Origin of the sequence: Nostoc sp. 'Peltigera membranacea cyanobiont' 213, from assembly GCF_002245975.1 — a bacterium.
Taxonomy (GTDB): Bacteria; Cyanobacteriota; Cyanobacteriia; order Cyanobacteriales; family Nostocaceae; genus Nostoc.
The window spans coordinates 14,304-39,902 of the sequence record NZ_NOLI01000017.1 but is presented as its reverse complement, the minus strand read 5'-3'; the positions used below and the strand labels follow the sequence as shown (position 1 = coordinate 39,902).

Below are 25,599 nucleotides of genomic sequence, written 5' to 3'. Positions count from 1 at the left end.
GCAAAATTCGAGCCTGTGACTCTAAACCAAGCCAGAACAAGTTCTGTAATGGTTGATGGGACAACAGCTAAGGGTGGTATGAGTTTATTATTATCTCGTGTTAGTAGATTTCTGGGTACTTAATTTTAGTGATTTTATTTCGGCGTGGCACTGGCGAAATAGTGAAAAATTGGGGAGATTTTTGGGTGTGGTCAGAATTACGTGCTATTGAGTGCAATCTGGGAGATATGAGCTAGTATGCTAGCATAACAGCAGATTAACTTTTTTCATCATGGAAACTCGAATTAACAAACGCACCCACAGCGATTACACCCAAAGTGCTGCCTATCTGCCCAAGGATTTAGTTAAAATTTTCAAACAGCTAGCTCTTGAGTTAGAAATAGGGCACAGTGAGGCAATGGAAGAAGCTGTCAGAATGTGGTGTGATGCGGCAATCAAAAAAGTAAGTCAACCTTGATGAGGTATCCTACACCCAAACAAAATCTGATTTGTTTTATTCTCTGTCAAAACCTCACAACGTTTCTACTACCTATCTTTATAGTCAGATTAGATGAACGAACAGGAGACATCTATATCTTGGCTGGTGATGAAACTGGTATTGTAATTAACCCTAATGGTAAATGGAGATACGACGAATGAATAAGCCTCAGTTTGCAGCAATGAGCAAAGTAGAGTTAAAACGTTATTTATTAGAGAATCGTAATGATACAGAAGCTTTTCACGCTCTAATGGATAAAATTAACGCTGAACCTAACCCGAAGTTTTATACCATAGATGAAATTGGTGAACTGGAAAAACTAATAGAAGCAAAACGGACACGAGAAAATCTCTAAAAATTACCGAAGAAAGCAGAGGGCAGTTCGAGCTTACGGCAGGAGGAAGAAAATATATTTTTTGCCCTTTGCCAAACGGGTTTAACACAGTCAGAGATACAACTAATTTTTAGTCATGGATTAGAAAATGACCGCGATCGCAAACGAAAATATGAGATTTGATCAAATCTCATAAAGTTATGTGTTATTTTTTACTTTAAATCATAGCTTTTGAAGGCATAACGAATTATTTTTGTTGATAAGTTACGTCAGATAAACGAGTGCTAATTTAAGTTTAATTACGTAGATATTAGTAACTATTATTGGTTACAGTAAGTTCTAAGTTGGAAATAAAATATTTGAGTAGCGAACCAAACTAGCAAGCCTTCATCATTGATTGCCTGTGTCATAAAATATAATCTTCAATTTAATTTTTAAGCCTTAATGACATTTCTTTTAGAGACAAGCTCTGAGAGATAAATAATATGAACATACTTCAAAAACTACTTAGTTTAATTCTAATTATTATTCCTTGTATTTTACTTATAGCTTGCTGTTGGGTTGGCAATATTTTCCCCTTACTATTTGGAGATAAAATCTGGCTTCATAAAAACCCTGATGTAATGGAAAAAGAAATTTTACACAGATTACCTGTCGGCACATCCGTTGATAAAGCTAAAGCAATAATGAAGCGAAATGGCTTTAAATGTGAAGACATCCAAAACGGAGTGTACTACAGATATAGAGATATTAGAATAAATTACAGCAAAGGTACTAAACATAGCCACGTAAATTTTCTAGACTGTAGAATTAATAAACCTTCCCTAATTAACACGGAATACTGGTGGACACAGGTTGAGTATAGAGATGAAAGTGTTACACATATTTCTGTGTCATATCGTAATGTAGGACTTTAATTTGTCTAGTTAGTCGTGCCTGAAAAATAGAATAAATACTAGTCTAGATTACAATGGCAAGACAAGCATCCTGAGTGGATTGTATCTGAAGCGATGCCTACGGGGGGCTACGCCTACGCGAAAACTAAAACACATTACTGCGAATACGAAGTAAAACCTGTTAACCCATTTTTGATTCTTCGTCATCCAGGTGACTACGCATAAAGTTGCTTGATCCAAAATAATACTGAGGTATTGGCAATATTTTAACTCTGTAAAGTTTCGGATTAAATTCGTTGATTGGCTTGACAGAGCTTATTGTTGTAGTAGTAAAATCTACCTTAAGTTACATGAAAATTACTTAAAAATCTGTTCGTCAAGTCATTTGAGAGTGATAAATATCACAAACATTAAATACTGATGCCTCAGTATGTACCTGAGAGTGCTATTCCGGGTTAGGATGATGAACAGCGATGCCTTCATTTAGCGATATTGAATTGTTGAAATTTTATGGGCAATAGTCCACCAGATGGCAGTATCAACCTCCTCTGATCTGGCGAGAAAGTCTCCCAGCGCGGGGGAGACTTAGGAGATATATCTCATGCTTACACAAGATATTCGTGATTTGCTGACTGATACTACCGATTTAAACCAATTGAAATGGGATTTGAATCGCTTGCAACCTGTGGATGTAGGAGATTACATTACACAATTGCCTGAGAAAGAACGCGCGATCGCATTCCGTTTACTCAACAAAGCTCAGGCAATTGATGTATTTGAATATCTGCCCACAGAGGTGCAAGAAGAATTAATTAATTCTCTGCATGATGTCCAGGTAGTGCAACTTGTAGAAGCCATGAGTCCCGATGAACGGGCAGAATTGTTTGATGAACTACCTGCTGGGGTAATCAAACGGCTATTACAAGAACTAAGTCCAGAAGAAAGGCAAGCAACAGCAACGATTCTCGGCTATCCAGAAGGCACGGCTGGGCGGGTGATGACAACCGAATATGTTCGGTTGCGGCAAGGATTGACTGTAGGTGAAGCCCTGAGTAAAATCCGCCGTCAGGATGAAGACAAGGAGACGATTTACTACGCCTACGTCACAGATGACAACCGGACGCTGGTGAGAGTAGTTTCACTGCGCCAATTACTGTTTACCTTTCCCGATGTTTTCATTCAGGATATCTCTAGCGATCGCGTCATTAAAGTTAGAACTGAAACCCCTCAAGAAGAAGTGGCGCGAATTATGCAGCGCTACGACTTAATTGCCATCCCCGTCGTCGATCGGGAAGACCGATTGGTTGGCATCGTCACCATTGATGATGTCATGGATATTTTGGAAGAAGAAGCCACAGAAGATATCCAAAAACTGGCGGGTGTGAGTGGTGATGAAGCAGTTTTATCCTCTCCCTTACTTACCATCCGCAACCGCTTGCCTTGGCTGTTGGGCATTATGGCACTGTATATTGGTGCAGCCAGTGCGATCGCGCCTTTTCAATCTGTAATTGCCGCAGTGCCAGTTCTAGCAGTAATCATGCCGATTTTTTCTAACACTGGTGGTACTGTCGGTATTCAATCATTAACGGTGACAATCCGCGGCTTAGGGGTGGGTGAGGTAACACCCAAAGATACAATGAAAATTCTTCGCAAAGAACTTCTAGCTGGTTTAGGTACAGCCGTAGCTTTAGCCATAACGATGTTCCTGCTTTCCTTAATTTGGGCGCGACCCCAAGAACGATGGGTGGCTTTAATTGCCGGCATGGTAATGGCAACTAATACAATTGTGGCTGTTACACTCGGCACTTTACTACCAATGGGTTTGGAACGGCTGAAACTTGACCCTGCTTTAGTTAGTGGCCCGTTAGTGACTACAATGCTAGATACAATTGGGTTTTTAACGTTCCTCAGCCTAATTTCTCTAGCTTTAAATGTTTTCCATTTACCAACTTGAAAGGATTGGGCATGGGGCATAGGGCATAGGGCATTGATTATATCTCCCTCATCTCCCTCATCTCCCTCATCTCGCCCACTCCCCAGTCTCCAAATATGCCTACTAATACCTGGAATCGTCATCACATTCTTTCCCTAGCTGACTTCACCACCACTGAATACGATACAGTTTTGCAAACTGCGGCCTCTTTCCAAGAAGTGCTATCCCGGCGGACGAAGAAAGTGCCAACTTTGCAGGGACAAGTGGTAGCAAATTTGTTTTTTGAATCTTCTACCCGGACTCGCAGCAGTTTTGAACTGGCGGCGAAACGCTTAAGTGCTGATACATTGAACTTCGCCGCAGCCACATCTTCTATGACTAAGGGAGAGACAATTCTTGACACGGCGAAGACTTATTTGGCAATGGGAACTGATATTATGGTAGTCCGCCATCGAGAGGCAGGAGTACCAAATGCGATCGCGGCTGAAATGGATCGTTTAGGTGTACGAGTTAGTGTCCTCAATGCTGGTGATGGTCAACACGAACATCCTTCCCAAGCATTGCTAGATTTATTTACCATAAGTACTCTAATTGACCCAGCGAGTCCCCGAGTGGAACTTTTAAAAGGGAAAAAGATTGCCATTGTTGGAGATATCCTTCATTCTCGTGTGGCGCGATCGAATATTTGGAGTTTAATTGCCAGTGGTGCCGAAGTGCATCTGGCAGCACCACCAACCCTGTTACCCAAATTATTTGCTGAGTATATATCTGAGGAGTTAGGAGTCAAAAGTGATTTCCCCACTCCCCAACTTTTTCTACATTGGCAGCTAGAACCAGCTTTACAAGATGCCGATTTTGTGATGACTCTACGCCTACAAAAGGAACGCATGACGGCTCATTTGCTGCCAAGTTTGCGAGAATATCATCAGTTGTTTGGCATTACACGCACAAAGTTGCAACTTTGTAAACCTAATGTCAAAGTTCTACATCCAGGCCCAGTTAATCGGGGTGTTGAAATTAGTTCTGAATTGATGGATGACCCAGAATTTAGTCTGATTCAATCGCAAGTTACTAGCGGTATCGCCGTTCGCATGGCTTTACTATATTTATTAGGCAGTGGCAAGGCTTAATAAGCTGAAAAATATTTAAGTCGCATAATCAAATTAAATCAAACTCTTGTGGGGTGGGCAACATGAGCGCCCAGTCTCTGCAAGTTAAATGCGAAAAAGTTCATCAAGATAGAACTAAAATTAATCCCATCGGACTAACTTACACAAGAATACCTAATCACATAGAAAATATGTATTCCTCCCATCGCATGAGGACATAGTTCTCAAATTTTGGGACAGTGGGATTGTAGAAGTCAAGAATTTAATGACTTTTAGAAATGTCGGAGGTAAATATGAAAGCAATCTTTTTGACGGCAGCAGCCTTACTCAGCACACTATCTTTAGCTGCTCCCCTTTCCGTCAAAGCAGAAAACTCCGCCCCTGTTCGGCGCTTGCTGGAAACTAGAGCATGTTCTGGATGTAACTTAACAGGAGCAAACCTGAAAGGCGCTCACCTCATAGGTGTTGACTTAAGAAATGCAAATTTAAAGGGAGCTAATCTCGAAGGTGCTAATTTAGAAGGCGCTGATTTAACGGGCGCAAATTTAAAGTCTGCTAATCTCACCAAAGCATTTGTCAGCGATACTATCTTAAATAATGCCAACCTCACCAACGTTAATTTGAGTAATTCCCGTTTATATAATAGTGACGTAAATGGCGCAATTTTGGCTAATATTGATTTAAGCGGCGCTGATGTATTTAACACTGCCATTAGCATTGGTGGGGAATACTAATGGTGAGTCACGATCTTAAAGTGATGAGTTAAGAGTTATATTCAACTCCTAACTCTCCACTGACTAAGCTTTATTCACCAGTAATTGACAGTTCATTAACCCAGATTTTCGGGCAAACTCCCCCTGGTGTTAACTCAGCTTCTTTTTCTACATAAATAATTGACTTTAAGAGTTCCAAGAAATCGCCAGCAACAGTTGCTGACTCAATACTTGTCTTGACACCTTTATTCACTAGCCAACCATCAAACGGCAGAGAAAAGGAACCTTGCAAGGATTTAACTCCGGCATGGAGAGCTTGTAAATCATCGATAAAAATCACATTCTCCGCAGTTTCTAAACTCAACTCTTCTTCAGGAGTTGCTGTTGTAAAAACGTGATAAAAATTCGGACTAACGCTGACTTTTGCACCAATACTGGCATTACCTGTGGGCTGGGAATTCAACCTTTTGGCAGTACCTGCACTATGAAGAAAGCTTTTTAAAACACCATTTTCAATCAACGAAATTTGACGAGTCGGAGTTCCTTCACCATCAAAAGTTTCTGCCCCTACATTAGCTGGGTGCAGTGCATCGTCATAAACTGAAAGCAGAGGAGAAGCAATTTCCTTACCTAAATCATCAGGAGTTGATAAGCTTTGATTATCCAAAATACTTTGGGCGTTGAATAAATTAGAAAAAGCACCCAACAAACTTAAGAAAGCTTCTGCTGAGAAAACAACTCGATATTTACCAGTCTTGATTTTTTCATAGTTCAAGTGGCTGATAGTTTTATCGGCGGTTTCTTTGATGCAACCATTGATGTCTAGATTATCTAAACTTTGATTGATTCTATAAGCACCTGCACTGCGAGGTTTTTTTCCTTCTTCTTCAGTTTTGCTGTAAAGATAAACTGATGCTAAGGAATGAGATTCAGTTCTCACTGCACCGTCGCTATTTAGATAAAACCTGTCAATATCTCTTTGCGATAAACCATTATAAGGTACACCTTGAATTGCTGGATGGGCTGCCAGTAATTCTTTTTCAGCTACCAACAATCTTTCTATGAGTTCAGCAACAGGTGCTTGGGCTGTTTTATCCTGATGTTTATTCGGAATAGGAACAGTAGCTTCAGGACTAAAATCAGGAACATTTTCTTTAACACCAAAAAAACTGGCTTCGTAAGCAGTTTTCAAAGCTAATTCTAATCCCTTGGGGTCTACATCTGTGGTGCTGGTGACACCCATTGTATTTTCTTCATTCCAGACACGAACAGTAACACCAGAGCGATTTGATGCTTTGACTTGTTTTGGCTCACCTTGGTCTACTTGCACGCTAGTATCATCTACCGTTGAGCCATAAATGTCGAATTTCTTAATGCCAAGCTTCTCAGCATTATCCTTGGCAGAATTTGCAATTTCATTGATATTTGGCATAGTAAATTTTTGATTGTGGATGTTATTGCTTGTATTTCTCTCGGAGAATTATGACTGAAGCAACAGTCAGGCAATTTGTTCTTTGGGATTTTAGATTGAATCTACTAGATAATCAGATAACTTGAGTATTTTGGATTTTGAATATTACAATCCAAAATCCAAAATCTAAAATTCTTATCGTCCACCGACGGTAATAGAATCAACTTTGATGTGGGGTTGTCCGACTGTGGTGTAAATACTTCCACTCACAGAGCCACAAAAACCTGGTGCAATTTCCAAATCTTGGGAACACATAGAAATTTTATTCATAATTTCCTTAGCTTCACCAATCAAAATTGCTCCCTTTAGCGGTTTGGTGATTTTGCCATTTTCGATTAAATAAGCTTCATCAACACCAAAGTTAAATTGACCTGTAGCACCAACACTACCGCCACCCATCTTTTTACAGTAAATACCTTTATCAACAGAGGCAAATAATTCATCAGTGCTATATTCGCCAGAATCAATATAAGTATTACGCATCCGGCTAGCAGCAGCAAAGGTATAATTTTGCCTGCGTCCACTTCCAGTTCTGGGGTGTCCGGTGCGTGCAGAACCTGTTCTATCAGCTAAGAAATTTTTGAGAATGCCTTTTTCAATTAATAAGGTTCTTTGAGCAGGCATACCTTCGTCATCCATATCAATTGTCCCGAAAGCGTTTTCAGAACGCCCTTCATCCCAGGCGGTTAAACTTTCGTGGGCAATTTTTTCGCCTTTTTTGTCAGCAAAGGGAGTAGTATTGCGTTCGATTTGAGTTGTTTCTAGTAGGTGTCCGCAAGCTTCGTGGAAGATTACGCCGCCAAAGTGATTGGCCATAATAATCGGGTAAGTACCAGATTCTACGTAATCGGCGTAGAGCATTTTTCCAGCAGATTCTGCTATTTTTTCGGCGGCTTGTTGAGAATCCCAAGTTCTCAAGAAATTGGCATCGCTAGTATTACCTGCGCGATCGCCAATTGAGGTACGATTAGCACCATCAGCACACAATAGGTTAAATCCTACTGACTGGGTGAGGCGAATATCGCGGGCAAAAGTCCCGTCACTAGCGGCAATTAAAACTTCTTGCCAATCCCGAAAATAGGTAGCACGGCGCGATTGGATGTGGCTAGCTTTTTGCTTCAGATTGGCAGTCCCATCCAGAAGGACTTCTCCCATTTCGCGGATGGAGCTACACACTGGTAGCCATGCATCTTTACCTCTTTTGGTGGCGTAATCTCTCAGTAATTCCAGGTTAATTTCTGGGATGAAAGCTTTAGGAGTAGGTAATTGCAATCCCAGGATAGAAAGACCTTTTTCTAAAGCTGCTTTTAAACCAGAAAACGAAAGGTCATTAGTACTGACATAGCAATCGGCTTTGCCGCGAAATACTCTGACTCCCGCACCTGTAGACAAACTTGGTGAAATACTAGTGATAGAGTCTTCTTCTGCAAGACAACTAATATAGTTGCGACGCTCTAAAAATAATTCGATAAAGTCAGCACCTGCGGCGCGTCCTAATCCCAGGAGAGTAGCCAGGGGGGCCTCCCAGGTTTCATCGAAACGCTCTGGTGTGGAGGAATATTGTAAAGTGGGAAGTTGATTCGAGAGAAGTAGCGTACTTGTAAGCAGTAAATCTATCATGCAAGCAAATCCACTTTCAGTAAATAGATTGTCGCCATAATACATATCCAGTTTACTAACAAAATTACGGTTATATAACCTGTAACCACAAGTATAGTCTCTGACACCTGGTACACGGGCTGCAATTCTAAACAGCCAGCTAGCTCCGTAACTCATTATTTCTCTAAACTTTGATAAACCTATGACTTTAGAGCCTTTTCGGTATCTAGATGCGATCGCAATATCATAGCTACCAGCTATCATTGTGTCATACATCTTGATTAAGAGTTCTGGTGGTTGAGTGTTGTCGCAATCCATTGCGGCTAAAAAATCGCCTTCTTTAGAAATTTCTAAGAAAGTTGTGAAACCTGTTTTAATTGCTTCACCTAAACCAGCATTCTTGGGATGTTGGACTAAATTAAGCAATACCCCCAGTGATTCAGCTTCCTCTAAAGCGGTATCAGCAGTTGCATCACTACTACCATCATCAACAAGAATCAGTTTTATCTCCATATTAGAGATTTGCTGTAATGTCTGAAACCTTTTGAATAAGGGACGAATTGATTCTTGCTCGTTGTATGCGGGTAAAAGAACAAAAAGACTCATAAAGACCTCGTGTGATTTTTAAAATAAAATACAATTACTCAAATCTCAAGAATTCAGTAATGTAGATTTCTTGAGAAATTCATCGACTTGTCGCACAACTGCATTGTTGTTGACACTATCATTGACCAACTGTGAGGTATTCACGACGAAAAAATCATCGTTTTCGGTACTCACTTTTGGAACAAGGCTTGAATAATCTAAAACTTGTAGTGGCTGCACTTTAATAGCTCGATTTATATGTGCCGCTACAATGTCATCTGATTTGAGTTCTGGGAACATCAAACGTATACCCTGGAAAAATACTTGGCGCAATTCATCATCTGGCTGTTTCAGCAACGGGTCGGTGGAAAGGATGTATTTTGGTAAGAATGTCATGTGATATCCTGCTGTTTCCTGCAAAGAAACTAAGTTACTCATACCGATGACTCCGGTAAAAGGAATATTTCTATCGGCAATATTTACTACGTAATAAGGAACTAAAGCCTTGCGAGTAATCAGCACCATGCAAATTACACCCAGGTATTCTACTGTTTCACCAGTGTCTGAAACTTTTACTAGTTCATTGGCAGCAACTTGCTGCAAAATATTAACTGGGCCAGTAAAAATGACTTTATCAAAATGTTCTTTTTTACCCTGAGATTCTACCCACATTCCACCTCCTGCATGAGGTGCGATGTATTCTACTGCAACCCCTGTGCGGATATGTCCGCCAGCCGCGGAAATTAATTTTTCTATATGGTCAAAAACAGTTTTGTAGCCACCAGAAACATAACCAAGTTGTTCTTTATTTAATGAAGAATCCCGCGCTGAAAATAGTCGTTTGATATAAGCCCAAATAAAAACTGCTGATATCCGTTTATAGTTCTCTCCTAATTTGGATAGAAGCAACGGTTTCCAAAGCTTTTCGTATGTACTTTTACCACCGAGTTTTAATAGCCAATCTTCCACTAAAATCTTCTCTAAGCGCCTCCAGTCATTCAGGCGTGAACCATATAGAAGAGTAAAAGCTAATCTGATTTTACCTATAAGTCCAAACAGAGGAAAACGCAAAAATTCTATAGTGTTACTGATAGAATAGAATTTTTGATTGTCGTAGAACCCTGTTAAACTTCGATGCCAACGTAGCTTATCTCCAAGACCAATATCTCTAAGAAAATTTATTAAATGAGTATCAGAAGGGAGGATAACGTGATAAAAACGATCCCAAGTAAATAACCCATAATCATGATAGGTGGTAAGTCCACCAAGCTGCTTATTACTATCGAATACAGTTACTCTATGTCCTTTATTTGCAAGACGTTGGGCTAATACTAGTCCAGTTATACCTCCGCCAACGATACCTATATTCATAAATTTAAACTTATATTTTTAGCGATGTTTTCGAAATTTATCTTCAGGGCTTTTTAATATTAATAACCTCAACCATTACTTTTTTAGCTATTAGTTTACAACCAGAATTACACCAGTAATGATTATGGAAATTCCTAACCACTGGCTAAACATAACCTGCTCTTTCAGAAGATAGTGAGAAGCAATCGGTATAAGTGCATACATTAATCCTAGAACTGGAAATGCTTGACTCAGAGGAATTGTCCGCAATACATAAAGCCACAATATAGTCATAAATGTATAACATATAAACCAAATCAAAAAATAACGAGACAATAAGAGATTTAAGATAGACGCGCTTCCTCCTTCAGTAGGGCTAGAAATGTGCAGCCCATATTTTAGTGATACGTTAGCTGTTGTTCCGAATAAAACTACAATCATTAAAAGTAGCCAAGTAATAATGTTCATTTGTAAATATTTTTTGTCAGATTTACTTTTGGTTTTTATATAGATTTTTTAACTGGAAGAACGACTAAAAGAACACCCATAAAAATAGTGATTACTCCTGCTATTCGAGTTAGTGTAATTACCTCATTAAAAAAATAGTATGAGCCAAACAGTATACCGACATAATTTAAGCTAGTCAGTGGATAAGCAACACTCAATTTTACAGAACGTAGAGCCAATATCCAATTTACTACTCCCAAGCAATAAACACTAACAGCTAATACTAATTTTTGAATAAATTCCCAAGTAAATAGTCCTTCTTCTGCATGACTCATGGTATTTTTCATCAGCAGTTGCCCAGAAATACTAAATAAAATACTGACAAACAAGATAAAATAAGGAATTATTTTAAAGTTTGAAATTTGCGACATAGATTTCATAGTACATTTACCTCAATCGAGATAGTAGGTATCAACCTGACAGTAAACATCTCGTTATTTTGAACGCTTCTGATTTCGGCTACACCTTCTGTACAATTCGACTTTTACTTCAGTAAATAGACAATAAAACTATGAGGGTTATATTGAAGTGACTAATATCAAAATGACCATCGAAGCTAATGTCTAAGAGTTAGCAACTAAATACTATGCAGCTTGTAGGAGGGTTGCTGGATTATGTCCAATTCTGATATGAGCGAGAATTACAGAAATCTTCCATATTAGCCAGTTATGCTTCAAGACTACTTTTAGTGCGATCGCAGCATTTATGTCATAGTGAATGCAGACATGGTGCAGGTTCGAGACTTCATCACAAAATCGCTCTAGACAAGTTTTAGCAGTGCGCGACATCCGCTCTTGAACTTGAATTAGACGCGCATGTTCAACAGATGGAGCTAAACTAATAAAAGTGGATTGCCATAATTTTTGATTAATCCATTCATTTATTTTCATCAGTTGCATCCTGCTGTAGAAATCTTATTAAAGACACGACTGAACTTTTCAAGAAATTAACTTAACTGGATTGATAAATGTTCTTCATTTTCTCCAGAAAATTTTAATTAACTTATTGATATACCATAGAATTCCTCTAGGCTCACATCCATATCTGTAACCTCGGCTGGTAACTAAGCCGATTAATAAAAATTTTTACTCAAGTTGAGCGTGTATAGGTACTCTTTTTAGACATGGGAACAAAACTATTAACAAAAGTCTGCTTGGCTGCGAAAATCTTAGACAGATGAATCCAGTCTACGATCGTGAGCTTTACAGGGTTCTGAGGAATTTTAGTAAATGTCCAAATAGAGTATTTTAAGACTAATAGCTAATGTCAACTAAGGTTTGGCAATCAACTCGCTGTTTACGTTGGTTTAAGCAGATTTGAAATGTCTTTCCATTATTGTAATATTAGTGTTGCTGAATTGTTCTTAACTATATGTAATTTTAACTAGAGTTTTACCTCAAAATTTACTGCTACATACAATCACTTACTAGAATACCACGAGAATAGCGTGTTGCATATTTATCGCTATACTTCATCAAAAATTCATTTACTGAAAATATACTTAAACAAAAACTTCACAAAATCGAAAGCTTTCTGTATATGAATTTTTGTTTTTAAGAATTTGTAGATTTATGAAGCACTTCCTGGCTAATAAACTCATAGAAGTAGGTATTTGGTATCAGGCTCCAGAAGTGCCAAGCTAAGAGTTTGAGAAAGCAGAATTTCAACTCGAATAATAGTACAGGTACAAGGAAGATGTAATATTATACTACATTAATACATCTAAGATAGCAAAAAAATATATATGGGACTCATATTTAATTTTTTAAAAAACTTAGTATAACTCAAAGAGCCTTCTTTCCTGTTGCCTATTACTTGCCTACGATGCTTCGCGCACCACGTAAATAAACTTAGAAATTAAAGCGGGTTGCTATGTATAGTAACTAAGAGTCTGAATTGTTTTATATTTATCTACGAAAACCTTCAAATTCAGACATCTCAGACAAAACTTCGTTAAGAGTTCATTCCGACACTAAGTAAGTCAGAATAATTTATTTTATCTGACGATTGGTTATAAATATACTTTTAAAACTTGGCGTTGCCTTTATAGATGGAAAAGCTTAACAGTGCTTCAGCATCGATTTTGTGAACTGAGGTAGAACATCAAGCTTACCATAATTAGTAAATATTCGATTCAAAAAAGGAGTCTCAAGCACTCAAAACCTTACTCAAACAGAATAATTTGCCAAAGAAAAGATTTTAATCTCTGTCTTTAAGTACATTACTGGGCTAGCTATCTGAGAATTTCTAGGAGGTTAAAGTTGAGAAAAAACTAGTTGGGGATGGTTGATATTATTTAATTTCTCTAGGTTGTTTATCCTGTAGTTTCAGTTTATTTGGACTGATTCTCCTGCAAAAGTCTGTTGGTCATAATCAAGACCATGATTAACAATCCAAACTGAATCTGCCAGGGTGCTAACACTAAACTTAATATCAAGCTAATGGCTGCGAATACACCAGAAAGATATGCAATTTCATCATTACTCTTTTTAAAGAAGTAGCCAGTGGCTAAAGCAGTACACAGTGGTATTAAGAAAAACAAAGGCATATTACTAACCTCTGAGCTAAAAGTTGTTTTGCTTGTAAAACAAATCGAAGTTATTTTTGGAATTGTGGTTAATTCTACATCCAATAAGGTTTTAGCCACAACAGTCTATCGAAATAAATATTATAGAAAATCAAGATTACGCAAGGTTGGATATTACACCAATTGGAATAATTCTTCCTATAGATGAAGCACACAAAAGCTTGGTGAATCAATCCTTTTCGCTGGCGGTGCGTCTAGCTAACTTTAACAGTAGGTGAAGAGATGCTAGATGCAGCTCGGTTTAAGTGTAAAATTAGACAATTTATTGTGGTGATGCAAGTCCCTAGTACTCTCCCAATCGATCGCGCCAGCGTAAAACTTTATACTAAGACTGCTTGTCTATGTAGATTGATAGAGTGTAAAAATTGCGTAGGTGAGTTTTGTCTATTTCGCAAATTCCACTTTTGTGAGAAATCATTTATTTGGTAAATTAGCTTAAAACTTTGGTCTTGCGCCAAGATAAGGATCTAGCGTATTACCTTTAGAAGTAGCATTTTCATTTTTTCATTTTAGACACCTAATGCTGAATATTCCTCAACTACTGGCAACTGAAATAAACCTCAAACCCCATCAGGTGCAAAACGCGCTGGAACTTTTGGCGGAGGGTGCAACAATTCCCTTTATTGCACGTTACCGTAAAGAGCGCACCGATGAGATGAATGAAGTGCAACTACGCGAACTGTCCGATCGATATACTTATTTAACAGAACTGGAAGAACGAAAATCTGCGATTTTAAGTGCGATCGCCCAACAAGGTAAACTCACAGATGAACTGAAAGCCAAAATCTCATCCTGCTTACAAAAAACCGAACTTGAGGATTTATACTTACCCTATCGCCCAAAACGACGTACCCGCGCCACTATCGCTAGAGAAAAAGGACTCGAACCACTGGCGGAGTTCATCAAGTCACTAAATCTCAAAAATGCTGTAACAGCTTCACTGGAGGAAGAAGCGGCTAAGTATATTTCTGAAACCAAGGGAGTCAAAACCGCAGAAGAAGCCCTTAAAGGTGCTGCTGATATTTTAGCCGAAGAAGTTGCTGAGAAAGCTGAATTACGGGCATATATCCGCGATTATCTTCTAGATGAAGGGATATTTGTCTCCCGCATCAAAGATGATTATCCCGAAGGTACAACCAAATTTGAGATGTACCGTAACTATCAAATTAGGGTAAAAAATATTGCACCTCACAATATGCTGGCGTTGTGTCGGGGTGAAACCGAAAAAATATTAAGCTTTGAAATCGCTTTTGATGAAGATACGGTACTTTACTATCTGGAGTCGAAAGAAATTAAAACCAAAGTTCGGTCAATTCGAGATTTTTATCAGGGGATGCTGAAGGATGCATTCAATCGTTTGATGAAAGTATCTCTAATGGGAGAGGTAATTTCTGATAAAAAAGTTTACGCAGACATAGAATCAATCAAGACATTTGAAACTAATCTGCGAGAGTTGCTGCTATCTGCACCAGCCGGAATGAAACCAACCTTGGCGATAGACCCTGGATTTAGAACTGGGTGCAAAGTTGCAGTCCTCGACCAAACGGGGAAATTTTTGGAATACCAAGCGGTTTTCCCCCACCAAGCTGCTGAACAACGCTTGAAAGCTGCACAAACTGTCAAAAATCTGATTGAGAAATATAAGATTGAGTTAATCGCCATTGGTAACGGTACAGCCTCCCGCGAGACAGAGGAGTTTGTGACGCAAGTATTGCAAACAATAGAACGCAAACCGGTTAAAGTGATGGTGAATGAATCTGGTGCATCTATATATTCTGCAAGTAGTGTAGCGCTAGAAGAGTTTCCCGATTTAGATATTACCGTGCGCGGTGCCATTAGCATTGGTCGCCGTTTGCAAGACCCTTTGGCGGAACTGGTGAAAATCGATCCCAAATCCATTGGTGTGGGACAATATCAGCACGATGTCGATCAGAAGTTGTTGAAAAAGAAATTAGATGACACTGTAGAAAGCTGCGTTAACTACGTCGGCGTAGACTTGAATACTGCATCTAAAGAACTTCTGACTTCCGTCTCTGGGATTACGGCAACTGTTGCCAATAACATTGTCGCTCATCGTAATCAGAATGGAGCCTTTAAAAATCGCCGCCAACTTTTGAAAGTTCCAAAGCTGGGGCCAAAAGCTTTTGAACAAGCGGCGGGTTTTCTGCGGATTCGTGGCGGTGACAACCCATTAGATAGTACAGCAGTGCATCCAGAGAGTTATTCTGTAGTAGAAGCGATCGCATCCGATCTAAATGTGCCGTTAAATCAGGTGACACAAATTGCCGAAAAACTCAAAAAGACCAACCTGAAAAAATATGTTACCGATAGCGTTGGCGAACCCACACTACGCGACATCCTCAGCGAACTGGAAAAACCAGGTAGAGATCCCCGTGCAGAATTTAAGTATGCCACCTTCAGAGAAGGAATTAAAGAAATTAGGGACTTAAAGGTGGGAATGGAACTAGAGGGAATCGTGACGAATGTCGCCAACTTCGGTGCTTTTGTTGATATTGGCGTACATCAAGATGGCTTAGTGCATATATCCCAACTCGCCGATAGATTTATAGACGATCCCAACAAAGTTGTCAAAGTCGGACAAGTAGTTAAAGTGAAGGTGTTAGAAATCGACGAGAAACTCAAGCGGATTAGTTTGTCGATGAAAGCAGTTAAACAATAATTCTAAGCAGCAGATGGCAGTTTATCAAGTTCGATTCATCAATCCTACAATTGGGTTAGATCGCACCATTCAAGTACCAGACGATCAATATATTCTGGATATAGCGGAAGATGCTGGTATCCGTCTACCATCTGGGTGCAAACAAGGCGAATGTTCTGCTTGTGTCGCCAAACTTATTAGTGGTGAAGTTAATCAAAGCGAGCAAAAATTTCTGCGCCCAAGTGAAATACAGGCTGGTTATGTTGTTACTTGTGTAACTTACCCTTTGTCTAATTGCACTTTAGAAACCCATCAAGAACCAGTCTTATATAAGTCAGCCCTTTACTATAGGAATCCGGTTTGATTTCTGAAAAGATACGTAGGGAAGCCAGTCGTATGGGCGGGTTTCCCGACTTGAGCGTCACTGGCGTTGTGTTAGCACGGAGAGTACAGCACCAAACCCTTGATAATGGTGCGTTACGAACTTCGTTCTAACACAACGCCAGTTGCTACAACGGAGGGAACCTCCGCAACGCACTGGCTCCCCTACATACCTAATTTTGTTCAAAAATCAAATAGGAGTCCTATAGAAGCCTGAGTCTAGAAAATCTGATTAAATTAATCTTAAATTTGTGGGTGCATCATCTGTTTAACGCACCTCAAAAACACAAAAAATTCCATTCCGGCAATTGCAAAACTTGCAATTAATTAGTTAAACAGAATAGGGGCGTAGGGCTATGCGTCCTTACTTTGTATTGCATCCATCTAATAACTACTATAGTTTTCTCAATGATAGACCTAATGGTAGAAGCAAATTCTATCTTGCTAGAGAGGTGAAAGTCTGGCAGATAGTTAAAGATCGGATCAGAAGTTACAAACAAAACATCTTTAGTGATTAGGTCAGAAAAATGTTGACACCATTATTAACCGCTCTAGCTACAGCTTTGAGCCTATTAATTGTTGATTTAGTTGTTCCAGGCGTTAATATTGCCAATTTCCCGGCAGCTTTGATTGCCGCTTTCGTAATTGGTCTAATTAACGGTTCAGTTAAACCAGTTCTGTCTGGTCTCTCCCTACCGCTTAACTTTTTATCATTTGGAACATTTTCGCTCGTTGTCAACGGTTTGTGTTTTTGGTTAGCAGCAGTACTAGTTCCTGGTTTCTCAGTCAGTGGGATTATTGGTTTTCTTCTGGGGCCAGTGATTCTAACTTTTGCTAATACTTTCATTAACAACTACTTTGTTGAAAGAAGCCTTTTAACCGGCGGTAGTGATGTCAAAAGCCAAAATGAATTACCTTCTAGATAAATATTACAGGGAGGAGAAGTAGTAATTTCATCACTTCTCTACTCCAAAAAAAATATCCGAAGGTGGATTTCCTCATTCGGCATCTTCAAAAGAATGTAACTAAACAAAATTACAAAGTTGTAAAATCATGAAACTAGTTCGCTTTGCTCTAGGTTTATTAGTGCCTCCTTTAGGCGTTTTCCTGACAGTTGGAGTTGGCCCAACATTATTGATTAACATCTTGCTGACAGTTTTAGGTTGGCTACCCGGTAGTATTCATGCAATTTGGATCATTGCCAAGCATGAAGAACAACTTAATCCAGAGGGACGTACTTACTAATATGCAAGATTCATTTTAGGAAACCTAACAAATGGTGGGTTACAGCTTTAGCCGTAACCCACCATTTTACTTTCTAGCAAAACTAGAAGTTTACTAGTTCTTTATGAAGAAAAGATGTGCCAAACTATATGAGGAACTTAGATGTTTTTCAGCTTTCATACTAAAAGGTGCGTTAGCGTTTGGCATAACACACCCTACGAAAAAATATGTGTCGGGGTTTTGTGAAGAAGCAGTCTAGTCTATTTATGAATAGTTTCCCGTTCTTTCGCAGCAGGTTCCTTATCCTTATCTTTGAACAAATCAGCTGCTGTTAAGAGCAATTCTCGCAATGTTTGTTTGATTTGACGCTCTTTTCTCGCGAGGGATGTACCAGCTTCTCCTAGTTTATCTTCTAGCTGCGATCGCTTCTCTCCTACCTGTACAACTACGGACTCAGCTTGGGGACGGGCTTTATCATACCAGTGTTTAGCCTCGTCTAGATAATCTTGAACCTCCAGAGAACGTCCGCCATAGCGTGCAGCTAAGTTAGCTCGGACAATCGCTAGTTGCGCTTGCAGTTGCGCGTAACGTTTTTTTAACAATGCTGCTTCTTCACTATCTTTAATAGCATTGACAGCAGAATCAATAGCAGTTTTAGTACTAGCAGATTTTTCCTTACCCGTCTCTTCAATCTCTGCCAAGATTACATCAACCTCTTGCTGGAGTTCTTCTTCCTCACCATCCAGTTGAGCCTGTAGCCGCTTGATATCTGTCTGAGTTTTAGCAATGGCTTCGTGTCTTTGACTATTAATTCCTTCCAGCGCTCCTTCAATAGAAGCTGTCACTTCATCTTTGAGTTCGCTACCTTTTTCTTGGAAGTTTTCAATTACAGCAGAAACTGCATCTCTAACAAGGCTACGAAGTTCGCTAGAACCTTGTTTAAACTCAGAACCTACTTGAGAAACTGCCGATTTAACAATTTCTCTAATTCTATCGGTTCTTAATTGTCCAGTTTCTTTCGCTTGTTGCAAGTCTGCTTGAATTTGTTGTTTGATATTGTTAGGCATTTTCAACTCTTGGAATTTAACTAATTGGGATAAAAGTTTCTAGACATGTTCATACACCCATATTATGGCGCAGCCTGATTGAGTTAGGCACTTCCTTTAGATAGAAAATTTCAGCCCTAGAGAGGTGATGTGTAGGATGTTGACCATTTGTGAGATGATGAATATTTAGTGGTAGTAATTAGGAGGAAAATATGTGGCAAGTAAATATTACTTGTTCGGGCGATGCCTGGAAGCTTTATGGGACTGAATTTAAAGCGATCGCAGAAAAGTATCAAGGTGAATTAATCGGTTCCAAAAAAATGCCAGATGGTACACGCATCATGTCCTACAAAATTGAGGATGTTAGCGATGCAGAATCATTTCAAGAAGATTGTGCAAATTTTACTGGATTTACAACTGACTTTGAATCTCTATAGTTATTATCCAAATCAGGAGAAGTTAATTGAAAAAAATACTCACATTAGTATTAGTAACATTTTTGTTATTGATAAGTACTTTTACTTTCCCTGCTAGTGCGGCAGACACAGTTAACGGCGAACAAATATTTAGTGTTCATTGTGCTGGTTGTCATATTAACGGTAGCAACATAGTCAGGCGTGGAAAAAATCTCAAAAAGCAAGCCCTAAAAAAGTATGGAATGGATTCAATAGAGGCAATTACATCCATAGTTACCAATGGTAAAAATAATATGTCAGCCTACAAAGAGCGTCTCACTGAACAGCAAATTCAAGACGTTAGTGCTTATGTTCTCGAACAAGCTGAAAAAGGCTGGCGTTAGAAAGTTAAGAGTTGGGAGTTAGAAGTTAGGAATTATGAATTATCAGTTATGATTTATCTATTAGTAATTCTTAAGTCTTCCCATTGCTAAATTTTCACTCATAAATTGAAAATGAACTTACCCGCAGCCAGCCGTCTCCAATTCACTCCTGATTTAAATATTTCCCGTATATTAAATGGGATGTGGCAAGTCTCCGGCGCACACGGACAGATCAATCCTCAAGCCGCCATTGAGACTATGTTCAAATATTTAGATGCAGGCTTTACCACTTGGGATTTAGCAGATCATTATGGCCCCGCAGAAGACTTTATTGGTGAGTTTCGCTGTCAACTAATTGATACTCGTGGTAAAGATGCTTTATCTCAGGTGCAAGCCTTTACAAAATGGGTACCTCGTCCAGGTAAAATCACAAAAGAACTGGTTGAAGAAAATATTGATATTTCCCTGAGAAGGATGAATGTGCAATCGTTAGATTTAATGCAATTCCACTGGTGGGAATATCAGGATAAAAATTACCTAGATGCCCTCAAATATATGGCAGAACTTCAAACTGAGGGTAAAATTAAGCATCTAGGTTTAACAAATTTTGACACAGAAAACCTGAAGATTATTACTGAAGCAGGTATCAAGATTGTTTCTAACCAAGTACAATTTTCCCTGGTGGATCGCCGTCCCGAAGTTAATATGGTGGAGTTTTGTCAACAGCATGACATAAAGCTTTTTACTTACGGTACGCTGTGCGGCGGTTTGTTATCAGAAAACTATTTAGGCAAACCAGAACCACAAGGATTCGATCTCTCCACTGCTAGTTTGAAAAAATATAAAAATACGATCGATGCTTGGGGTGGTTGGCAATTATTTCAAGAGTTGCTAGCTATCTTGAAGGAAATTGCTAATAAGCATAAAGTAAGCATTTCCAACGTAGCAGTACGTTACATTTTAGATCGGCCAACGGTGGGCGGTGTGATAGTTGGTGCCAGACTTGGTGTATCTGAACATATAGAAGATAACGCCAAAGCATTTAGTTTTAGTTTAGATACTGACGATCGCGATCGCATCATTGCCGTATCTCGCCAATCACGAGATTTGTATCAGCTAATCGGCGATTGTGGCGACGAATATCGGCGATAATTATCAGCAAAAGGGTGATATACACCAGTGTTTCAGATGAGGGATGAAGGCTAACAGCTTTCCCTGATTCAAATTACAGATACCACACCACTGCTAGCGAGTCTCAAGCGTCTTGAAGACCACACTGCGTCTCGATCTATTTCCACTAAATCTTTGATTTAGTGGAAGATTAAAGCCAATAAATTCTCTATTTACTTTGGATATCAATACCGGAGAAATGATGTTAGTGAGACAATTAGCCGTTCTGAAAATTGCCTTTGCTTAGTAAAAGGGATTGGGGAAGATCGGGGAGAAATTATGTTTGGGGCTTTGAATAGACTAAACTTCTGTTTTCATTAAAATGCTAGAATCTCTCCAGCACAAATGCTTTCAGGCATCTTTGATGACTCTCGATCTTCCCGACCCTCTCATTCTCAATACTGCGCTTTCAGTATCTGGATTAACTGACTATATCCGCTTGCTGTTAGAGCAAGATGAACAATTACGGCAAGTTTGGGTAACTGGCGAAGTTTCCAGCACTAACCACCATCGCAGTGGGTTATTTTTTACGCTGCAAGATCCCGATCGCACCGCCGGAATTAAATGTGTGGTATGGAATAGCCAATTGCCAAAACTCGCCCAAATGCCAGTTGCTGGCGAGCAGATAATTATTTTGGGTAGTATTCGCCTGTATCCGCAACGGGGAGAGTATCAGTTATCAGTTTGGCAGACTTTACCTGCTGGTGTTGGTTTACAGGCATTGCGCTATCAACAACTAAAAAATCGCTTGCTGGCTGAGGGTTTATTCGACGCGCAAAGAAAGCGATCGCTCCCCACCCACCCGCAAACCATCGCTGTCGTCACTTCCCCAACGGCTGCTGCTTGGGGTGATATTCAAAAAACTCTCAAACAAAGGTATCCAGGTTTACACATTTTATTTTCTCCCGCGACAGTACAAGGCGAGCAAGCGCCGGAATCTATCGTTAAAGCAATTGAGCGGGTGGAAAGAGATGGACGCGCCGAAGTGCTAATTTTATCGCGGGGTGGTGGCGCGGTGGAAGAGTTGGCTTGCTTTAATGATGAACGCGTGGTGCGATCGCTTGCTAGTTGTTCTATTCCGGTAATAACTGGCATTGGCCATCAACGAGATGAATCTTTGGCGGATTTAGTTGCAGATGTCTGTGTGCATACACCCACTGCGGCGGCGGAAAGGGTTGTACCGGCACTTTTAGAGTTGTATACTGAGCATCGGCAGCGAGTTGTGGCTTTACATGATGCGGTGTATGAGTTTAGGGAAAATGCTGAGAATAAACTCCAAGGATTGCGAAATCGTTTGCGACGTTTGCGGTTAGATCGGCAAGTGCAGCAGGAGGTGGAAAAGCTAGCTTGGAAGCGTCAGCATTTGGTGCAAATTACGACGGGGCGATCGCAGCAAGCAACGCAGTATTTAGAATTATTGCGGCAAAAGTTGGCTAGTCTTGACCCGAAAGCAGTGTTACAGCGCGGTTATGCGGTGGTGAGAACGGAAGATGGAGCGATCGCTCGTTCGGCGACGAAGTTGGCTGTGGGGGAAGAATTGGTGATTCAGTTGGGGCAGGGTGGCGTTAAAGTGAAGGTTATGGAAGTAAACGTAGACGCGTAGCGGCTTACCGCAGAGGCGCAGAGGACACAGAGAGATTAATGATTAAACGTAAAAGTGCTTCTAATTCTGATTCGATGGAAGGTTGGAATTATGAGGCGAAGGTTGCTGAAATAGAGGGAATTATTACTCGCATTGAGGCGGGTGAGTTGGAATTAGAAGCTGTGTTCGATCAATTTGCAAGTGCTGTGGAGTATTTACGTCAGTGTGAAAGTTTTTTGCAGCAGCGACAGCAGCAGGTAGATTTGTTGATTGAAACTTTGAGTGAAGAGTAAAAGCCAGAGCATTTAGTGAGAGTTAAATATAATTAAAAAGTCAAACTAGTTAAAAATAAATAATAATAATTTTTAGTAAATCTCCGTTTCCACTCATATTTAAATCTTCCCAATCCCCAATCCTAATGAGGAGTTTGAAAAGCTGAGAATGACTGATGAGACTATTGATTTGAAAAACTGCGATCGCGAACCGATCCACATTCCGAATCTGATCCAGCCTCACGGGGTTTTACTAGTTTTGCAAGATCCCACTCTGGAAATTATTCAGGTAAGCAGCAATACCCAAGAAGTTATTGGTCGTCAACCGGAAAAATTGTTGGGGAAGCCGCTATCAGATTTACTTGATGCCAAGCAGATTAAGCTGATTCAACAATGTTTAGCAGAGGATTTTGAGAGCATCAATCCCCTAAATTTGTCTATCAAGTGTCTGAATAAATCAATTCATTTTGATGGGATTGTACATCGTTTAGATACTACTATTATTCTCGAATTGGAGCAGAAAAAAGCTAGAGGCAAAGCAGGCTTTTTTGACTTCTATCAACAGGTAAGAGGAACTATTACCCGCATTCAAAAAGCACCCACGCTACTGGAAATGTGTCAGATTGTGGTTACAGAAGTCCGGCGAATTACTGGCTTTGAACGCGTCATGGTCTATCAATTCGATAGCGAAGGGGCAGGCAGGGTCATCGCTGAAGATACCAGTCTGGAAATGCCCTATCTAGACTTACACTATCCGCCCTCTGACATTCCCAAGCAAGCCCGACAGCTATACACCCTCAACTGGCTGCGACTGATTCCAGATGCCAGCTACCAGCCTGTCGGCTTAATTCCAGCGAACAATCCTTTGACAAATCAACCGCTCGATCTTAGTCTGTCGGTGTTGCGGAGTGTTTCTCCAATTCATCTAGAGTACATGCAAAATATGGGTGTAACCGCCTCCATGTCTATTTCTCTGATGCACGAACAAAAGCTTTGGGGATTGATTGCCTGTCATCATTCTTCGCCCAAATATGTTTCTTACAATATCCGCACTATGTGCGAGTTCATTGGACAGGTGATGTCTGTGGAATTAGTAAACAAAGAAGCGAGTGAAGACATTGATTACAAAAGTCAATTGAAATCATTGCAAACTCAATTTGTTGAAGAGTTGTCTCAGGCTGAGTATTTCCGAGATGGCATGGTGCAACTGAAATCTCAATTACTCAATCTGGTTAGCGCTACTGGAGCAGTAATATGCAGTGATAACCAGTATATTCGAGTCGGGAAAACGCCATCGGAGGAAGAGGTTCACGCCTTACTTAATTGGATTAAACCTCACTTTTTTCATAACTTGTTTGAGACGCGATCGCTGGCGAAAAATTATCCTGCTGCTGAGTCATTTCAAGCGATCGCCAGTGGGGTGTTAGCCCTGGAAATTTCTAGAGTTCATCACAATTACATTCTCTGGTTTCGCCCGGAGGTAATTCAAACAGTGAATTGGGGCGGCAACCCCAACAAACCTGTGGAAGTTTCGTCCGATGGCAGTTTACGCATATCTCCTCGCAAATCTTTTCAATTATGGCAAGAAACGGTACAAGGATCTGCCCTACCCTGGAAACCCTGTGAAGTTGAAGCGGTTATTGAACTGCGAAGCCTGGTTGTGGGTGTTGTGTTGCGGCAAGCAGACAAAATGGCATCGATGAATTTTGAATTACAACGCAGTAACGAAGAACTCGATTCTTTTGCCTACGTTGCCTCCCATGACCTGAAAGAACCTCTGCGGGGGATTCACAACTATGCTAATTTCTTAATGGAAGACTATGCAGACGTACTGGATGACGATGGAATTGCCAAACTCCAAACCCTAGTGCGGCTAACGCAGCGAATGGAAGACCTAATCAACTCACTCCTCCATTTCTCCCGGTTGGGACGCGCTGAACTAAGCCGACAATCAGTGAATCTGAATGAGGTAGTGCAGCAGGTAATCGCAACTTTGACTATTGCCCGACCGCAAAGCGAAGTCGAGTTTCGCATTCCTCAACCCCTTAATAACATTCAAGGCGATCGCGCTCAAATTAACGAACTCTTCAGCAACCTGATGAGCAACGCCGTTAAGTACAATGATAAACCCCAAAAGTGGGTTGAAATTGGTTTCATCGAAGCAAATGACGAAAGCAAAATTGCTCCCACTTCTGTTATTTTCTACGTTCGTGATAACGGCATTGGTATCTCACAAGAATATCTTGACAAAATATTTGAAATCTTCCGCCGCTTACATGGACGGGACGAATTTGGCGGTGGGACTGGAGTAGGATTAACCATTGCCCGCAAAATTGTGGAACGGCATGGTGGTAGAATTTGGGTAGAATCTACCCCAACTCTTGGTAGTACATTTTACTTTACTCTGTCGGTGGAGGTAAACAAATGACTAGTATTTCAGCCTCCCCTGTCCAGCAAACGCCACTGCTTTTAGTTGTGGAGGACAGCAACGAAGACTTTGAGGCACTGCAACGATTTCTAAAGCGATCTTCCATTCCGATTCTCATTGAACGGTGTGTGAATGGAGAACAAGCCTTGGCGTTTCTTTATCGGACTGGCAGCTATATCAATCGTGAAAATGCGCCCCGTCCCGGCTTGATTGTCCTTGACCTGAACCTGCCCGGAACCGATGGACGAGAAGTGTTGCGCCGGATTAAACTGGATGACAATTTGAAAAGGATTCCGGTGGTGGTGTTTACTACCTCTAATAATCCCAAAGATATCGAAGTATGCTATCAATATGGTGTCAACAGCTATATTGTTAAGCCAATTAATTTTGCTCAACTGAAACGAGATATTCAGATGCTCGTGGAGTATTGGTTTGAAGTGACAACGCTGCCTGATTACTTAGATGATTAGTCATGAGTTCAGCGATCGCCCATTCTT

The 25,599-nt window shown here is 40.1% G+C and carries 27 protein-coding genes and 1 pseudogene; 19 read left to right on the top strand and 9 right to left on the bottom strand.

What is annotated here, in order from left to right; all coding sequences use genetic code 11:
- The first annotated feature begins 271 nt into the window (after window positions 1-271).
- The 7 genes from CDG77_RS07585 to CDG77_RS07555 all read left to right on the top strand — a co-directional run bounded on the left by CDG77_RS07585 (window position 272) and on the right by CDG77_RS07555 (window position 5,484).
- Window positions 272-457 (top strand): ribbon-helix-helix protein, CopG family, encoded by a 186-nt coding sequence (locus CDG77_RS07585; protein ID WP_094328789.1) that lies wholly within the window; start codon window positions 272-274, stop codon window positions 455-457.
- Window positions 457-639 carry a DUF6888 family protein gene (locus CDG77_RS07580; protein WP_094328788.1) on the top strand — a complete coding sequence of 61 codons (183 nt, stop codon included), beginning with the start codon at window positions 457-459 and terminating at the stop codon, window positions 637-639. The genes CDG77_RS07585 and CDG77_RS07580 overlap by 1 nt, the downstream gene beginning before the upstream one ends.
- Window positions 636-833 (top strand): DUF6887 family protein, encoded by a 198-nt coding sequence (locus CDG77_RS07575; protein ID WP_094328787.1) that lies wholly within the window; start codon window positions 636-638, stop codon window positions 831-833. The genes CDG77_RS07580 and CDG77_RS07575 overlap by 4 nt, the downstream gene beginning before the upstream one ends.
- A 464-nt stretch (window positions 834-1,297) precedes the next feature.
- Window positions 1,298-1,729, top strand: coding sequence for a hypothetical protein (locus tag CDG77_RS07570; RefSeq protein WP_094328786.1), 432 nt, complete (start codon window positions 1,298-1,300; stop codon window positions 1,727-1,729).
- 580 nt (window positions 1,730-2,309) lie between these two features.
- Window positions 2,310-3,662, top strand: a complete 1,353-nt coding sequence (gene mgtE / locus CDG77_RS07565) for a magnesium transporter (RefSeq protein ID WP_094328785.1) — start codon at window positions 2,310-2,312, stop codon at window positions 3,660-3,662.
- Between the two features lie 95 nt (window positions 3,663-3,757).
- Window positions 3,758-4,771 (top strand): aspartate carbamoyltransferase catalytic subunit, encoded by a 1,014-nt coding sequence (locus CDG77_RS07560; protein WP_094328784.1) that lies wholly within the window; start codon window positions 3,758-3,760, stop codon window positions 4,769-4,771.
- Between the two features lie 272 nt (window positions 4,772-5,043).
- Window positions 5,044-5,484 (top strand): pentapeptide repeat-containing protein, encoded by a 441-nt coding sequence (locus CDG77_RS07555; protein WP_094328783.1) that lies wholly within the window; start codon window positions 5,044-5,046, stop codon window positions 5,482-5,484.
- Window positions 5,485-5,554: 70 nt separating this feature from the next.
- Here CDG77_RS07555 and CDG77_RS07550 read toward each other — a convergent pair whose 3' ends face one another.
- From CDG77_RS07550 to CDG77_RS07520, 8 genes and pseudogenes are all read right to left on the bottom strand, one after another.
- On the bottom strand, window positions 5,555-6,895 hold the full coding sequence (locus CDG77_RS07550; protein ID WP_094328782.1) for a TldD/PmbA family protein: 1,341 nt from the start codon (window positions 6,893-6,895) through the stop codon (window positions 5,555-5,557).
- Window positions 6,896-7,069: 174 nt separating this feature from the next.
- Entirely contained in the window at window positions 7,070-8,542 is a 1,473-nt protein-coding gene (locus CDG77_RS07545; protein WP_104899130.1) for a TldD/PmbA family protein, read from the bottom strand.
- Window positions 8,543-8,617: 75 nt separating this feature from the next.
- A pseudogene (locus CDG77_RS37385) lies at window positions 8,618-9,139 on the bottom strand (glycosyltransferase family 2 protein); the annotation flags it as partial.
- A 45-nt stretch (window positions 9,140-9,184) separates the two neighbouring features.
- On the bottom strand, window positions 9,185-10,489 hold the full coding sequence (locus tag CDG77_RS07540) for an NAD(P)/FAD-dependent oxidoreductase (RefSeq protein WP_094328780.1): 1,305 nt from the start codon (window positions 10,487-10,489) through the stop codon (window positions 9,185-9,187).
- Window positions 10,490-10,579: 90 nt separating this feature from the next.
- Window positions 10,580-10,909 carry an EamA family transporter gene (locus CDG77_RS07535; protein WP_223269736.1) on the bottom strand — a complete coding sequence of 110 codons (330 nt, stop codon included), beginning with the start codon at window positions 10,907-10,909 and terminating at the stop codon, window positions 10,580-10,582.
- A 62-nt stretch (window positions 10,910-10,971) separates the two neighbouring features.
- Window positions 10,972-11,355, bottom strand: a complete 384-nt coding sequence (locus CDG77_RS07530; protein WP_094328778.1) for an EamA family transporter — start codon at window positions 11,353-11,355, stop codon at window positions 10,972-10,974.
- A gap of 204 nt (window positions 11,356-11,559) precedes the next feature.
- Window positions 11,560-11,865 (bottom strand): hypothetical protein, encoded by a 306-nt coding sequence (locus CDG77_RS07525; protein WP_143856970.1) that lies wholly within the window; start codon window positions 11,863-11,865, stop codon window positions 11,560-11,562.
- Window positions 11,866-13,307: 1,442 nt separating this feature from the next.
- Window positions 13,308-13,622, bottom strand: coding sequence for a hypothetical protein (locus tag CDG77_RS07520; protein ID WP_317615911.1), 315 nt, complete (start codon window positions 13,620-13,622; stop codon window positions 13,308-13,310).
- A gap of 460 nt (window positions 13,623-14,082) precedes the next feature.
- Here CDG77_RS07520 and CDG77_RS07515 point away from each other — a divergent pair, with 460 nt between their 5' ends.
- The 5 genes from CDG77_RS07515 (at window position 14,083) to CDG77_RS07500 (ending at window position 17,847) form a co-directional block, all read left to right on the top strand.
- The gene (locus tag CDG77_RS07515) at window positions 14,083-16,242 is read left to right on the top strand and encodes a Tex family protein (protein WP_094328776.1); all 2,160 of its coding nucleotides are present in this window, start codon (window positions 14,083-14,085) and stop codon (window positions 16,240-16,242) included.
- Window positions 16,243-16,255: 13 nt separating this feature from the next.
- A complete protein-coding gene (locus CDG77_RS07510) occupies window positions 16,256-16,585 on the top strand; it encodes a 2Fe-2S iron-sulfur cluster-binding protein (RefSeq protein WP_094328775.1) in 330 nt (109 codons plus the stop codon).
- On the top strand, window positions 16,582-16,716 hold the full coding sequence (locus tag CDG77_RS38455) for a hypothetical protein (RefSeq protein ID WP_262985140.1): 135 nt from the start codon (window positions 16,582-16,584) through the stop codon (window positions 16,714-16,716). The genes CDG77_RS07510 and CDG77_RS38455 overlap by 4 nt, the downstream gene beginning before the upstream one ends.
- Before the next feature lie 413 nt (window positions 16,717-17,129).
- Window positions 17,130-17,528, top strand: coding sequence for a phage holin family protein (locus CDG77_RS07505; protein ID WP_094328774.1), 399 nt, complete (start codon window positions 17,130-17,132; stop codon window positions 17,526-17,528).
- Window positions 17,529-17,655: 127 nt separating this feature from the next.
- The gene (locus tag CDG77_RS07500) at window positions 17,656-17,847 is read left to right on the top strand and encodes a YqaE/Pmp3 family membrane protein (RefSeq protein WP_094328773.1); all 192 of its coding nucleotides are present in this window, start codon (window positions 17,656-17,658) and stop codon (window positions 17,845-17,847) included.
- Window positions 17,848-18,086: 239 nt separating this feature from the next.
- On the opposite strand, the gene CDG77_RS07495 is transcribed toward CDG77_RS07500, so the two are convergent.
- A complete protein-coding gene (locus CDG77_RS07495) occupies window positions 18,087-18,893 on the bottom strand; it encodes a histidine kinase (RefSeq protein ID WP_094328772.1) in 807 nt (268 codons plus the stop codon).
- A gap of 191 nt (window positions 18,894-19,084) precedes the next feature.
- Here CDG77_RS07495 and CDG77_RS07490 point away from each other — a divergent pair, with 191 nt between their 5' ends.
- From CDG77_RS07490 to CDG77_RS07460, 7 genes are all read left to right on the top strand, one after another.
- Complete coding sequence (locus CDG77_RS07490) at window positions 19,085-19,309, top strand: hypothetical protein (RefSeq protein WP_094328771.1); 225 nt, start codon at window positions 19,085-19,087, stop codon at window positions 19,307-19,309.
- 26 nt (window positions 19,310-19,335) lie between these two features.
- Window positions 19,336-19,671, top strand: coding sequence for a cytochrome c6 PetJ (petJ, locus tag CDG77_RS07485; protein ID WP_094328770.1), 336 nt, complete (start codon window positions 19,336-19,338; stop codon window positions 19,669-19,671).
- 111 nt (window positions 19,672-19,782) lie between these two features.
- Window positions 19,783-20,802, top strand: a complete 1,020-nt coding sequence (locus CDG77_RS07480) for an aldo/keto reductase (protein ID WP_094328769.1) — start codon at window positions 19,783-19,785, stop codon at window positions 20,800-20,802.
- Window positions 20,803-21,184: 382 nt separating this feature from the next.
- A complete protein-coding gene (gene xseA / locus CDG77_RS07475) occupies window positions 21,185-22,423 on the top strand; it encodes an exodeoxyribonuclease VII large subunit (RefSeq protein WP_094328768.1) in 1,239 nt (412 codons plus the stop codon).
- A gap of 38 nt (window positions 22,424-22,461) precedes the next feature.
- Entirely contained in the window at window positions 22,462-22,695 is a 234-nt protein-coding gene (xseB, locus tag CDG77_RS07470; protein ID WP_094328767.1) for an exodeoxyribonuclease VII small subunit, read from the top strand.
- Between the two features lie 148 nt (window positions 22,696-22,843).
- Entirely contained in the window at window positions 22,844-25,102 is a 2,259-nt protein-coding gene (locus CDG77_RS07465) for an ATP-binding protein (RefSeq protein ID WP_094328766.1), read from the top strand.
- Complete coding sequence (locus CDG77_RS07460; RefSeq protein ID WP_094328765.1) at window positions 25,099-25,572, top strand: response regulator; 474 nt, start codon at window positions 25,099-25,101, stop codon at window positions 25,570-25,572. Before CDG77_RS07465 ends, CDG77_RS07460 begins: the two co-directional genes overlap by 4 nt.
- Window positions 25,573-25,599: the final 27 nt, after the last annotated feature.